Source organism: Pectobacterium polaris (genome assembly GCF_002307355.1).
In the GTDB taxonomy this organism is placed as follows: Bacteria; Pseudomonadota; Gammaproteobacteria; order Enterobacterales; family Enterobacteriaceae; genus Pectobacterium; species Pectobacterium polare.
On sequence record NZ_CP017481.1, the window covers coordinates 662,375 to 676,650 of the forward strand.

The 14,276-nt window shown below is 53.9% G+C and carries 11 protein-coding genes; 8 read left to right on the forward strand and 3 right to left on the reverse strand.

Annotation, left to right across the window (positions count from 1 at the left end; translation table 11 throughout):
* Positions 1–27: 27 nt before the first annotated feature.
* From BJJ97_RS03030 to BJJ97_RS03040, 3 genes are all read right to left on the reverse strand, one after another.
* A complete protein-coding gene (locus tag BJJ97_RS03030) occupies positions 28–1,068 on the reverse strand; it encodes an ABC transporter permease (protein WP_039484597.1) in 1,041 nt (346 codons plus the stop codon).
* 132 nt (positions 1,069–1,200) lie between these two features.
* Positions 1,201–2,811 carry an ABC transporter substrate-binding protein gene (locus tag BJJ97_RS03035; protein ID WP_039484600.1) on the reverse strand — a complete coding sequence of 537 codons (1,611 nt, stop codon included), beginning with the start codon at positions 2,809–2,811 and terminating at the stop codon, positions 1,201–1,203.
* Positions 2,812–2,910: 99 nt separating this feature from the next.
* Positions 2,911–4,065 (reverse strand): mandelate racemase family protein, encoded by a 1,155-nt coding sequence (locus tag BJJ97_RS03040; protein WP_095701978.1) that lies wholly within the window; start codon positions 4,063–4,065, stop codon positions 2,911–2,913.
* 636 nt (positions 4,066–4,701) lie between these two features.
* Between BJJ97_RS03040 and nirB the strand changes: the two genes are divergently transcribed.
* The 8 genes from nirB to BJJ97_RS03080 all read left to right on the forward strand — a co-directional run bounded on the left by nirB (position 4,702) and on the right by BJJ97_RS03080 (position 14,268).
* On the forward strand, positions 4,702–7,254 hold the full coding sequence (nirB, locus tag BJJ97_RS03045; RefSeq protein ID WP_095993021.1) for a nitrite reductase large subunit NirB: 2,553 nt from the start codon (positions 4,702–4,704) through the stop codon (positions 7,252–7,254).
* Positions 7,251–7,619 carry a nitrite reductase small subunit NirD gene (gene nirD, locus BJJ97_RS03050; RefSeq protein ID WP_039484605.1) on the forward strand — a complete coding sequence of 123 codons (369 nt, stop codon included), beginning with the start codon at positions 7,251–7,253 and terminating at the stop codon, positions 7,617–7,619. The genes nirB and nirD overlap by 4 nt, the downstream gene beginning before the upstream one ends.
* Positions 7,620–7,645: 26 nt before the next feature.
* Positions 7,646–9,025: a siroheme synthase CysG gene (gene cysG, locus BJJ97_RS03055; RefSeq protein ID WP_095993022.1), complete on the forward strand. Its 1,380-nt coding sequence runs from the start codon at positions 7,646–7,648 to the stop codon at positions 9,023–9,025.
* A 533-nt stretch (positions 9,026–9,558) separates the two neighbouring features.
* A complete protein-coding gene (locus BJJ97_RS03060) occupies positions 9,559–10,275 on the forward strand; it encodes an ABC transporter permease (RefSeq protein ID WP_039484611.1) in 717 nt (238 codons plus the stop codon).
* Positions 10,275–11,009 carry an ABC transporter permease gene (locus tag BJJ97_RS03065; RefSeq protein WP_010277633.1) on the forward strand — a complete coding sequence of 245 codons (735 nt, stop codon included), beginning with the start codon at positions 10,275–10,277 and terminating at the stop codon, positions 11,007–11,009. Before BJJ97_RS03060 ends, BJJ97_RS03065 begins: the two co-directional genes overlap by 1 nt.
* The gene (locus tag BJJ97_RS03070; RefSeq protein ID WP_095993023.1) at positions 11,006–11,770 is read left to right on the forward strand and encodes an ABC transporter ATP-binding protein; all 765 of its coding nucleotides are present in this window, start codon (positions 11,006–11,008) and stop codon (positions 11,768–11,770) included. The genes BJJ97_RS03065 and BJJ97_RS03070 overlap by 4 nt, the downstream gene beginning before the upstream one ends.
* Before the next feature lie 76 nt (positions 11,771–11,846).
* Positions 11,847–12,716, forward strand: coding sequence for a transporter substrate-binding domain-containing protein (locus BJJ97_RS03075; protein WP_014701663.1), 870 nt, complete (start codon positions 11,847–11,849; stop codon positions 12,714–12,716).
* 94 nt (positions 12,717–12,810) lie between these two features.
* Positions 12,811–14,268: a M20 family metallopeptidase gene (locus tag BJJ97_RS03080; RefSeq protein WP_095993024.1), complete on the forward strand. Its 1,458-nt coding sequence runs from the start codon at positions 12,811–12,813 to the stop codon at positions 14,266–14,268.
* The last annotated feature ends 8 nt before the right edge of the window (positions 14,269–14,276 follow it).

Here is a 14,276-nt window from a genome sequence, read left to right on the forward strand (position 1 = left end):
GGCTGACCGGCGGCTCAGAGGAAATATTCATGCGTTCGTCCTCGGATCAAAGATTTGATACAACATGTCCGACAGCAGGTTAAGCGTCACGAAGATCAACCCGACTAGCAGCACACATCCCATAACCGCGTTCATATCCCCCAGCAGCAGGCTGCCTGTCAGATAGGAGCCAAAGCCAGGCCATGAGAAGACCGTTTCGATCAGTACCGCCCCTTCCAGCAGCGAGCCATACGCCAGCGCCACCACCGTCAGAAGCTGAACCAGAATATTGCGAAACGCGTGCGCCCAGACAACGCGGAACTCAGACAGCCCTTTCACTCGCGCGGTAATGATGTATTCCTGCGAAAGCTGCGCCAGCATGAAGCTACGCGTCATACGGCTGATATAAGCCAGCGAGTGGAAACCAAGAATCGTGGCTGGCAACACCAGATGGTTCAGCGCGCTGCGGAATACATCCCACTCGCCTGCGAGTAGTGAATCCACCAGCAGCAGACCGGTACGGTTCTCCACCAGGCCGTCGTAGGCCATATCAACCCGTCCGGCACCGCCAACCCAGTTCAGCCAGGCATAGAACACCAGCAGCCCCATCATCCCGACCCAGAATATTGGCGTGGAATAACCGGCCAGACTGATAAAACGCACCACATAATCCGCCCACTTGCCGCGTCGCGCCGCAGCCAGCACGCCGAGTGGTATGCCTAGACCCGCACCGACGATAATCGCCATGGTGGCAAGTTCGATGGTGGCAGGGAAAACGCGAATAATGTCATCCATTACCGGTCGCCCGGTCAGGAGGGCATTGCCCAAATCTCCATGCATCAGTGAATTGAAGTAAATAAAGAACTGCACATACAGCGGCTTATCCAACCCCAGCTGTTGGTAAACCTGTTGATAGGTACTTTGGTCGGCATCCTGTCCGACAATAGCCAGGACTGGATCGATTGGCATCACGCGGCCGATCACGAAGGTCAGGATTAATAACCCGAACAGCGTAACGACGACCTGAAACAGACGTTTTGCCAAACGACGCAGTACTCCACCCGGCTTGATCCAATCAGAGAAAACCATGTTCTTTCTCCTGATATCCCGGTGAGCGGCGACAGCAAACCACCACTCACGCGGTCATCTCTTTTTAACGTATCTGATCGGGATGATTAGCCGGGAACGTATCGGCTAATCATCCGGTTTAACGTGTGGACACTAGCGCTGCTTATACACCTCACGCAGATGCGTCGTAGAAGACGGATGCGGCACATAGCCTTTCACGTCCTTACGCAACACCACAGAATCGATCATCTGCGACACCGGAATGATGGCCGGGAACAGTTCTTCATAACGATTCTGCACGTTGATATACATCTGCTTCTGTTTCTGAGGGTCTTTCTCCAACAGCGCCTGATCGATCATGTCGTTCAGAGGCTTGTCGTAGAAAGACGTGCGCCAGCCCTGGAAGTTGGTCAGTTTGGCTTCGTCGCTGTTATCCGGGTTATAGACAACAGAACGCAGGCTGGAGTGAGGATGCGGATCGACGCCGCCACCGCCGCGGCCAACCAGCATATCGAAGTTACGATCGCGCATTGCGCCGTAAACCTGATTACCGGTGCCGGAGATGATTTTGGCTTTGATGCCCGCCTGTGCCAGCGTGGACTGTACCGACGTCGCCAGATTCAGGAATGGCTGATCGGACAGGACACGCAGCGTGGTTTCAAATCCATTCGGGTAGCCCGCTTCGGCCAGCAGTGCCTTGGCGCGTGGCACGTCCAGCTTGTAGCCAGGATCCGGCAGCGTCGCATCCATCCCTTTCTGGATAGGGCGCTGATGATAGAAACCATAGCCAGGCATTACCGTCTTATTGACGCCATCGTAATCAATCAGGTAACGAACCGCTTCGCGCACTTTCGGTTTAGCGAAGTATTCGTTTTTCAGGCTCATTGCAACGTAGTACAACGTGCCTTTTTTCACCTCATCAACCACAACGTCTTTATCTTGTTTCAATGCATTGATATCCGGCACCGACATGCCAGAAGCAACGTCAATATCGCCTTTTTCAATCATCAGGCGCAGCGCCTGTGATTCAGTCATGTGACGGAAAATCACGCGGCGCATTTTCGCGTCGCCCTGCCAGTTGTTCTCAACCTTGCTGATACGCAGCACGTCTTTCGCCTGCCACACGTCCAGCTTGAACGGGCCGGAACCGGCTTCGTTCGTGGTCAGCCAGCCGTTACCCCAGTCGCCGTTTTTCTCATGCTGCATCACCGTTTTGCTATCCAGCACCGAGCCGCTACCCAGCGTCGCCAGCGAGTAGAGCACCAGTTTTGGATCGTTCGGTTTTGGCAGTTCGATTTCAACGGTGTGAGCATCTTTGGCGCGGATCATTTTCTCCACGTTTTCCGCGGTGAAGCCGTAGGATTTCCACGTCGTGGCCTGTGCCATGTTGAGGTTAAGCAGACGCTTCATCGACCAGGCGAAGTCTTGCGCCGTTACGGGGTTACCGGAATGGAATTTGGCGTTATCCACCAGATTGAAGGTAATGACGTTCCCATCATCACTGACGCTCCAGCTTTTCGCCAGAGAAGGCTGGATGTTACTCAGGTTGGCGGGATCCAGCACCACCAGTGAGTCATAGAGGTTGACGATAATGCCCACCACTTCGTTACCGGTCATGGCGGCCGGATCGAGTGAGAGCATGTTGTTCATGTTCATCCCCACGATCAGCTGATCGTCAGGGGTTTTTGCCGATAGAATGGCCGGCGTGGCGGCCATGCAGAGTGAACCTAACAGCAGGGTACGGAGTATTGCTCGTGCTTTCATCATTATTCTCCAAGGTGTGGGAGCATGGAAGACGACAACTTTTTATTTTTTAGGTAAGGCTATCTTTCAGGTAGAACAAAAAACCATTAGAACAAAACGTTATTCTTTACTTAGGGTATGCTCCTCAATCCAGTCAAAATTAATATCTTCTCCCAACCCTGGACGTTGCGGCAGATGCACAAAGCCCTCGTCGTCCATTGGATCGACAATCGAATTCAGATAAGCAGCAGGTTCGTCGTAATCGAGGAAAGGATGCAGCAGTCCGCGCTCATACCAGCGGCAGTTTTTGATAGCGCCAACGACGTTGAGGTTTGGTGCACCGTTACCGTGAATTTCGCAGTCCATACCGAAGGATTCTGCCAGGCTCGCGACTTTCATACACGGCCAGAGACCGCCCACGCCTTGCACGCCCGCACGTAAAATGTCGCATGCACCTTCTTTAACCCAGTCAGCACGGCTGAAGTATTTGCCTGACAGACTTTCCGGCCCGATAACATCGATATCCAGGCTCTTGGTCAGCCAGCTGTAAGACGCCATGCTCTGTTCTTCCATCGGCTCTTCAAACCAGGTGAAATCGAGCTTTTGCAGTTCACGGCCGATGTACAGCGCATCGCTACGACTGTACCAGTGATAACCATCCAGCATCAGACAGATGTCCGGGCCGACCGCTTCACGGACTGCCGCACAGGCTTGTACGTCAATCTTCGGGCTAGGCGCGAATGACACCGGCGGCATCCAGGTATGCAACTTGATGGCTTTATAGCCACGCTGTACCAGTTTTTCTGCAAACTGACCAAACTCATCCGGCGTAGATAAACCGCCTTCCAGCTCATCACCACACATGGTGCTGCCGTAAGCAGGGACTTTTTCACGATAGCCGCCGAGCAGTTTATGCACCGGCATATTCAGCACGCGACCTTGCAGATCCCACAGTGCGGATTCCACAATCGACAGCGCTCGGTCGGTCAGCTGGTTGGCGCTACCGCGTTGCCAGTGCACCAGATCTTGCCACAGGCGCTCACGGTCGAACGGGTTTTGCCCGATCAGCACTTTGCGGAAGAAAGCATTAACGATATGAGGACGAATCACTTCCGGCGGAGCGAAAGCGTAGCCTTTTTGCCCATCATCTGCCGTGATGGTTAACAGCGCCATCTTGGCCTGATTTTCAGGTCCCGGGTGTGAATGACCCGCACTGTCGGAAACCCGGCGTGTGGGATAAGTGAAGACGGTGACATCAATTGATTCTATTTTCACGTTGTTACCTGCCTTGATGTTTAACACAACTCATGTACACGATGACGAATGTAAGCCACATAAATAATTAAAGAATAACTTCACTAACTGTGTTGGTCCTGTCGATAAAAAACATCGCTATTTTTCTGGTACGGCCTCATAAGTCGATCAACGTCACAGAAAAAGAAATAGCGTGCTAATTAAAAAAAAATGCTGTTTTATTTTCAATTATTAAGGTTGCGACGCCGTTAGTCATTAGGCAATTTCTTCCATATGACGAAATTATGTCGCCGATAACTGTGCAATTGCACACAACCTTGTGAGCATTATCACCAGAACATTTCATATCCTTATTAAACAAATGGATAATCCCTTAGTTTTATTTTTAAGCGCTCAGGAACGTGAATGATTGACGAGGGGGACGATTACTCTGATAGCGGATTGGCCGCTAATCAGTCGGCTTCTGACCAAAAGCGTGCTATAGGTCTCATTTTTGCTAATCGCTAAAACCCCAACAAAAACCAAGGCTTAAGAAAAAATAAGTAAAATCATCAACATACTCATAAAGTAGTATATAAAAGACTATTTGATGTACATCAATAAGCGCCCACTGTGGAGCGATAAGGTAACCTCAGAAGAAGCAATTTTGAGGCAAAAATGAACAAAGTCAGACTCGCTGTTATCGGTAACGGGATGGTTGGCCACCGTTTTATCGAAGAGTTGCTGGATAAGGCCCCAACGTCCACCTACGATATTACCGTTTTTTGTGAAGAACCCCGCGTCGCCTACGATCGTGTCCACCTCTCTTCTTACTTCGCGCACCACACGGTAGAAGAGCTCTCTTTAGTACGCGAAGGCTACTACGAAAAAAATGGTGTTAAAGTCCTGCTCGGTGAACGCGCCATCACCATCAACCGCAGTGAAAAAGCCATTCACTCCAATTCCGGCCGTACCGTGTATTACGACAAGTTAATCATGGCAACCGGCTCCTATCCGTGGATCCCGTCAATCAAAGGATCAAACGGGCAAGACTGTTTCGTCTACCGCACCATTGAAGATCTGAACGCCATCGAAAGCTGTGCACGCCGTAGCAAACGCGGCGCGGTGATCGGCGGAGGTTTATTAGGTCTGGAAGCGGCTGGCGCACTGAAACACCTTGGCGTGGAAACGCACGTTATTGAGTTCGCGCCGGTGCTCATGGCCGAACAGCTGGATGCACAGGGCGGCGCCCTGCTGCAACGCAAGATTGAAAACATGGGTGTGCGTGTGCACACCAGCAAGAATACGCAGGCCATTCAGCATTCCGGTCTGGAAAACCGCAAAACGATGGTGTTTGCCGACGGCAGCACGCTGGAAGTCGACTTTATCGTGTTCTCTACCGGTATCCGCGCACAGGACAAACTGGCGCGTCAGTGTGCGTTGGAAATCGGCCCACGCGGCGGTATCGCGATTAACGACTGGTGCCAAACCTCCGACCCGGACGTCTATGCTATCGGTGAATGTGCCGCCTGGCATGGCCGACCATTTGGTCTGGTCGCACCCGGCTACAAGATGGCGCAGGTTGCCGTCGACCACCTGTTAGGACATGAAAACCGCTTCCAGGGTGCCGACATGAGCGCCAAGCTCAAGCTGATGGGCGTCGATGTCGGCGGGATTGGTGATGCACACGGCCATACGCCGGGCTCTCGCAGCTACATGTGGCTGGATGAAAATAAAGAAACCTACAAACGCCTGATCGTCAGCGCCGACAATAAAACGCTGCTCGGTGCCGTACTGGTCGGCGACACGCGGGATTACGGCAACCTGCTGCAATTCATGCTGAACAAAATCCCGCTGCCGGATTCTCCTGAAGCGCTGATTCTTCCTGCGTCCGCTGGCAGTGCGAAACCGACGCTGGGTGTCGATGCTCTGCCGGAAAGTGCGCAAATCTGCTCCTGCTTCGACGTGTCCAAAGGCGACATCATCAAAGCAATTAACGGCGGCTGTCATACCGTCGCGGCGCTTAAGGAAACCACCAAAGCCGGTACGGGCTGCGGTGGCTGTATCCCGCTGCTGACGCAGGTGTTAAATTCAGAACTCAGCAAGCAGGGGATCGAAGTCAATAATCACCTGTGTGAGCACTTCGCCTATTCGCGTCAGGAGCTGTACCACCTGATCCAAATCGAAAAAATCAAAACGTTCGATCAACTGCTGGAGAAACACGGTTCAGGCTACGGCTGTGAGGTCTGTAAACCGACCGCCGCGTCCCTGCTGGCTTCCTGCTGGAACGAGTACGTGCTCAAACCGCAGCACACGCCATTGCAGGATTCCAATGATAACTTCCTCGGCAATATCCAGAAAGACGGCACCTACTCTGTGATCCCACGCTCCGCAGGCGGGGAAATCACGCCAGATGGCCTGATCGCCATTGGTCGCATCGCGAAGCAATATAACTTGTACACCAAAATGACCGGCTCTCAGCGCATGGCGCTATTCGGCGTACAGAAAGGCGACCTGCCTGACGTGTGGGCTCAGCTCATCGAAGCCGGATTTGAAACCGGTCATGCTTACGCCAAGGCGTTACGTATGGCAAAAACCTGCGTCGGCAGCACCTGGTGCCGCTTTGGCGTCGGCGACAGCGTGGGCTTTGGCGTCGAGCTGGAAAACCGCTACAAAGGCATCCGCACCCCGCACAAAATGAAATTTGGCGTCTCCGGCTGTACGCGGGAATGTGCAGAAGCACAGGGTAAAGACGTGGGGATTATCGCCACCGAAAAAGGCTGGAACCTCTATGTATGCGGCAACGGCGGGATGAAGCCGCGCCACGCCGACCTGCTGGCAGCCGACTTAGACCGCGAAACGGTCATCCGCTATCTGGACCGCTTCATGATGTTCTACATCCGCACAGCCGATAAGCTCCAGCGTACGTCCGTCTGGCTGGATAATCTCGAAGGCGGTATCGACTATCTGCGTAATGTGATTGTGAAAGACAAACTGAGCATTAACGATCAGCTTGAAGCCGATATCGCACGTCTGCGGGAAGGTTACCTCTGCGAATGGCAGGCGACGCTGGAAGATCCAGATGCACAGAAACGCTTTGCCCACTTCATTAACAGCCCAGAGCGTGACCCGAATGTGCAGATGGTGGGTGAACGTCAACAACACCGTCCGGCGCGCCCTGCCGAGCGCATTCCGGTGAAACAGATTGAGTTAGAGGAGGAAAACGCATGAGCCAGTGGACGACCGTATGTAAGTTAGACGACATCCTGCCCGGCACTGGCGTTTGCGCCCTCGTCGAGCAGCAACAGGTTGCCGTGTTCCGCCCACGTAACGATGAGCAGGTTTACGCCATCAGTAATATCGACCCATTCGCGCAGGCTAGCGTATTAAGTCGCGGGATAGTGGGCGAGCATCAGGACGATCTTTGGGTCGCAAGCCCATTGAAAAAACAGCATTTCCGCCTTTATGATGGCTTCTGTCTGGAGGATGGAGCCTATTCTGTTGCAGCTTATGATACTCAGGTAACAAACGGTAATGTGCAAATATCCATCGCAGACCGTGACATCGCGGTTGATAATAGCCAACCATTACCCTAATAACCTGAGTTTTTAAGAGGCGTTACATGGATTACCTACCAATATTCTGTCAGTTGCACGATAAACCTTGTCTATTGGTAGGAGGGGGTGAAATAGCCGAGCGTAAAGCCCGGCTATTGCTGGATGCTGGCGCAGTGATTACCGTCAATGCACTCGATTTTAACGATCAATTTCGGGCGTGGGAGCAGGATGCTCAATTAACGCTGGTACACGGCACTTTCGATCCCACGTTACTGGACGCGGTGTGGCTGGTGATTGCCGCTACCGACGATCAGGACGTTAATAACCATGTCTATGCCAGCGCCAGCGAGCGCCGGATTTTCTGTAACGTGGTGGATTCACCAGAACGCGCCAGCTTCATTATGCCGTCGATCATCGACCGTTCACCGCTGATGGTCGCGGTGTCTTCTGGCGGCGCTGCACCGGTATTGGCTCGGCTACTGCGGGAAAAACTGGAAAGTATTCTGCCGCAAAATCTCGGTAAGCTAGCGACATACGCAGGCGAGTTGCGCAGTCGGGTCAAAAGCCGGTTCCGCAATATGAGCGCGCGCCGTCGCTTCTGGGAAAAACTCTTCGTACACGATCGGCTGGCGCAGGCGCTGGCAAACGACAATAGTCAGAGCGTTAACCAACTGACCGAACTGCTTTTCTCCGCGCCGCTCGATGACCGGGGTGAGGTGACGTTAGTCGGCGCCGGGCCGGGCGACGCAGGATTACTGACGTTAAAAGGCCTACAGCATCTCCAGCAGGCCGACATCGTCGTTTACGATCGACTGGTATCGAAAGAGATCCTCAACCTGTCACGCCGCGACGCCGAGCGAATCTTTGTAGGTAAAGAGTCTGGCTATCACAGCGTTCCTCAGGATCAAATCAATCAGCTGCTGGAAGAAAAGGCACGCGCTGGGCATCGGGTCGTCAGGCTGAAAGGCGGCGATCCCTTTATCTTCGGCCGTGGTGCCGAAGAGCTGGAGCACCTGCAACAGGCAGGCGTCCCGTTCTCCGTCGTCCCCGGAATTACGGCCGCGTCGGGCTGTTCAGCCTACAGCGGTATTCCGCTCACCCATCGCGATCACTCACAGGGCGTCAGGCTGATCACCGGACACGTCAAGCACGACACCGATCTGGACTGGTCCAGCCTCGCAGCGGAAAAACAAACGCTGGTGTTTTACATGGGTCTTCAGCAGGCTGAGCACATTCAAAGTAAGCTCATCGAGCAGCGGTTACCGGAAACCGTGCCTGTCGCGATTATCGAAAACGGCACCTCAACCAAACAGCGCGTGCTGAGTGGACAGCTCTCCCAGTTGGGCGAATTAGCACAGAAGGCCAGCAGCCCGAGTTTGATCATCATCGGTAACGTTGTCGGGCTGCGGGAAAAATTGAGCTGGTTCTCTGACCAGACAGCATAATCCTCTCCCTACCACCCCACTCACCCGCTATCCGTTCTGCCGGATAGCGGTTATTGCACCATCATAATGCAATGCCCCGCCAAATAGCATAACAATGCACTATTTTGAACATACTCCCTTACAAAATGTCACTTTAATGCTTTACCGCAGGCCACATCTGCCTTATTTTGACTAAAACAAAACCCATTAATAAGCAGACTATATGAATAAATAATCAATAATCGTTTACGTAAAACGTGGCCCGACTATTGCTTAGCTTTCTAATAGATTCGCGGCACGACCTCTGAATCGTTCCTATCGAACCGATTTCATCGTCAAGCCATCGTGGTTTATCGAAACATGGTTTATCGAAACGCGGGTTATCGAAACGCGGGTTATCGAAATTAGTGCCTCATCGAATGAGTCCATATTGAAAGGTGATACATCGCGTCATGACGTATTTCTACTCTCGTTCCTGAACGGAGTATGTAGTCCTCTCATCACAAAAACAGTTCTGTTCAGCAGAACAATAAGCAAGCAGTTTGGAGTCACTTGTGGAAGACGTTACTTTCTGGCAGCTCATCAGTTTTGGTGAACAGGGCTGGGGGAAATTATTACTCATCGGGGCAGGAATGACGCTCGCACTGGCGATCGGCGGCTTCCTGCTGGGGGCGGTGATCGGCACGATCGGTGCCTGGTCCAAAATTTGCGGCAATCGCCCCGTGCGCTATCTGGCTGATGGCTACACGACGCTTATCCGTGGCGTCCCCGATCTACTCATCATCTACCTGCTGTATTTCGGCGGCAGCTCTGCGTTAACCCTGCTCGCCAAACTGTTTGGCAGCAATGAGTTCTTTGGCTTTCCTGGCTTCCTCGCCGGGGTAATCGCCGTCGGCATTTCCTCCGGCGCGCAGCAGACGGAAGTCTACCGCGGTGCGTTCTACGCCGTGTCCAAAGGGGAAATTGAGGCCGCCAAAGCCTGCGGTATGCCAACGCTACTGCGCCTGCGCCGCATCATCATACCGCTCCTGCTGCGCCACGCGATCCCCCCACTCGGCAACGTGTGGCAGCTGGTGTTGAAAACCTCCGCGCTGGTTTCCGTTACTGGCGTCGCTGAACTATTGACGCAGGCGCAAACCGGTGCAGGCTCTACCGGCAAACCGTTTGATTTCTTCATGGCGGCCGCGCTGCTGTATCTGGTTATCTCAATCTGTTCCGGCTGGATTATGCGCCGTGCTGAGTCTCATTATTCCCGGGGTGTGAAACGCTGATGGATTTTCCTTTTCTGTACGAAACGTTTCTGGAGATTATTCCCGGTATCCCGTTAACCCTGCAACTGGCGGTCAGCTCGGTCTTTCTGGGCTTCTTTCTGGCGCTAGGCTTGGCGTTGATGCAGCTGTCATCCTTTGCCGTACTGCGCTCCATTGCCCGGACCTACGTGCTGTTTTTCCGCGGTACGCCGCTGCTGGTTCAGCTGTTCCTGATTTACTACGGGCTGGGGCAATTCACCTGGGTTCGGGAAAGTATGCTTTGGCCATTCCTGCGGGAACCGCACTGGTGCGCCCTGCTGTCGCTCAGCCTGTGTACCGGTGCCTATGCCAGTGAAATTATCCGTGGCGGATTGCAGTCCGTTCCGGTTGGTCAGATTGAATCGGCACGCGCCTGCGGCATGCCGTCATTCATGATTTTCAAGCGTATCGTTTTTCCACTGGCAATACGTCAGGCACTCCCCGCTTACGGCAACGAGCTGATCTCGATGGTCAAATCGACCTCGCTGGCGTCCATCATCACGCTGATGGAAATCACCGGCATCGCCGCACGCCTCATTGCGGAAACCTACCGGGCGCTCGAAGTGTTCCTGGTCGCCGGTGCTATTTATCTGTTTATTAACCTTATTCTGACACGTTTACTGATGTGGACAGAATTTACGCTTACCCCTCATCTCCGTGCGCCGGGTGCGCAACCGGCAGCGAAAAAAATTAAGAAATTGGGAGATCTGCAATGACGACACCCGCCATTAGCCTGCGCAACATTCATAAAAGCTTCGGCTCTCTGGACGTCCTGAAAGGGATTTCAATTGAGGCCAATCAGGGGGAAGTCATCTCCATTCTGGGATCGTCCGGTTCCGGTAAATCGACGCTGCTGCGCTGTAGCAACCTGCTTGAGCTTCCCGATCAGGGCGAGATTATCGTCGGCGGAGAAGCGATTGAAATGAAGCCGAACCGCAAAGGGCAGAACCGCCCGTCGAACCTCAAACAGATCGACAGAATTCGTACTCAGTTGGGCATGGTGTTCCAGAATTTTAACCTCTGGTCACACAAGACCGTGCTGGAAAACATCATCGAAGCGCCCGTGCACGTCTTAAAGCGTCCACAGGCGGAGTGCGTGGAGCACGCCGAGCAGCTGTTAGAGAAAGTCGGTCTGGCGGATAAGCGTCACTACTATCCCGCGCATTTGTCCGGTGGTCAGCAGCAGCGCGCCGCAATTGCCCGTGCGCTCGCGATGGAACCGAAAGTGATGCTGTTTGATGAGCCGACCTCCGCGCTCGACCCAGAGCTGGTCGGCGAAGTGCTGCGCGTCATGCGCACGCTGGCGGACGAAGGGATGACCATGCTGGTCGTGACCCACGAAATGGATTTTGCCCGCGAAGTCTCCAATCGCATCGTCTTCCTCCATCAGGGGGAAATTGAAGAACAGGGAACGCCGGAGCAAGTTTTCACTGCCAGCCAGTCGGCTCGCTTCCGGCAATTTATTGCCAGTTGGTAAACACAACCCCACCACTCTCGTGACAGTGGTGGGAAATAAACAAAATATAACGATATAACACGCCGGGAGAACACCAATGATCAAATCAAAACTCACTCTGCTCGCTTGCTCGCTGTGTATGGCAGGCACGCTGGCCGCCTCATTCACCGCCTCAGCGGAAGAGAAAAAATGGACGACCGTCCGCATCGCGACCGAAGGCGCTTACCACCCGTATAACTTCACCAAACCAGACGGTACTCTGGATGGTATGGAGATCGAGCTGTACAAAGTGCTGTGTAACAACATGCAGGTGAAATGCGAGATCATGGTTCAGCCCTTCGCCAGTGCCATTCCTGCGCTGAACGCGGGTAAATATGACGCGATCATTGCAGGTATGTCCGCCACGGCAAAACGCCGTGAAGTGATCGATTTCAGCCAGCCGTACACGCAGGCAGGACAGACCTTCGCCGTGCTGAAATCCAGCTCACTCGCCAAAGATTTCCCAGACGCGGGCGTGCGTTTCTCCATTGAACCCGCCGATGAAGCGAAAGCGCTGGCAGAAGTTGAGAAACTGAAACCGCTGCTGGAAGGCAAAACCATCGGCGTGCAGTCCGCCTCTATCGCCAGCGCCTTTTTGGATAAATACATGAAAGGCGTGATGAAAGTACGCGAATATAAAACCACACAGGAACACGATCTGGATCTGAAAGCAGGCCGTGTGGATCTGGTTATCGCTTCCGCGCCTTACCTGAAAAGCACAACGGACAAACCGGGCAATGACAACATCGTGATGCCTGGGCCACAGTTCATCGGCGGCATTCTGGGCAGCGGTTCTTCCGTTGGCCTGCGTAAAAGCGATCCTGAGCTGAAAGCCATGTTCGACAAGGCAATCGATCAGGCTAAACAAGACGGTACCATCAGAAAGCTGAGCGAAAAATGGTTCGGCATGGACACCACGCCGCTCTAAGCGTTACCCAATCGCTGAATCGCGTGTCATGGCTAACTGGCTGTGACACGCCCCTCGCCAATGCCATCAGAAAAATCAAACGAGCACACCACGCATGAATGCAACACACAATGAAGGAACGCTGCCGGCCGTTAATCGCCAGAACGTGGAAGAGATCTGCGATCTGATTGCCGCCAAGCGGCAGCAGTTCTGTACGCTGAGCGACGGCATCTGGGATACACCGGAGCTGAACTACGAAGAGCATCGTTCGGCGGCACAGCACGAAGCCATCCTGAAAGCAGAAGGCTTCCGGCTGACGAAAGGCATCGCCGACATGCCGACCGCGCTGCTGGGTGAATTCGGCGAAGGTCTGCCGATTATCGCCATTCTGGGTGAATACGATGCGCTACCGGGTCTGAGTCAGCAGGCGAATGTCGCTGAACCAAAACCGCTGGAAAACGGTGGCAATGGCCACGGCTGCGGACATAACCTGCTCGGTACCGCAGCGCTACAAGCAGCGACGGCAGTGAAAGATTATCTGCAAAAGCACGCACTGGCTGGAACCGTGCGCTTTTACGGCTGCCCTGCGGAAGAAGGCGGATCGTCCAAAGGTTTTATGGTCAAGGAAGGCGTTTTTAACGACGTTGATATCGCCCTCTGCTGGCACCCGGCGACTTTCACCGGCGTTAACAGCCCAGTATCGCTGGCCTGTAACGAACTGAATTTTTACTTCAAAGGTCGCGCAGCTCATGCCGCCAGCAGCCCACATCTGGGACGCAGCGCGCTGGATGCCGTGGAACTGATGAACGTCGGCGTGAACTACATGCGCGAACACATGCCGTCCTCCGCCCGCATCCACTATGCGATTACCGACAGCGGCGGCCACGCTCCGAACGTCGTTCAGGCCAACGCCACCGTGCGTTACCTCGTACGGGCACGTCAATTGCCGGAACTGCACCAGTTGGTCAAACGCGTCAAGAAAATTGCCGAAGGCGCGGCGCTGATGACGGAAACCGAAGTCAGCAGCGAAGTAATTAGCGGTGATGCCAATCTGCTGGCAAACCCGCCGCTGGAAGCGCGTATGCACGAACATCTGCTGGCGCTCGGCCCGATACCGTTCGATGACGAAGACCGCAAAATGGCTGCAATGTTCCAGACCGCGCTGAGCGCCGAAGACATCGCCGAATCCTACGCACGCTTCGGCGTTAAACCGCAGCCGGGTTTAACGCTGCACGACGGAATTTATCCGCTGTATAGCCCGAATGACGCTTTCATCGGCTCTACCGACGTGGGAACGGTCAGCTGGGTTGTGCCAACCGTGCAGATTCGCAGCGCCACTTACGCCATCGGCACGCCAGCGCATTCATGGCAGTTGGTCGCACAGGGGAAAACCGGGGCCGCACACAAAGGCACGGAATACGCAGCGAAAGCAATGGCCTCACTGGCTATCGATCTGCTGGCCACGCCCGAACTAATTGCACAGGCGAAAGCCGACCATCAGGAAAGATTGCAGCAGACACCGTTTGAGAACCCGATTCCAGACGACGTGTTTGCACCTATCCCACAGGGATAAGAGGTCGA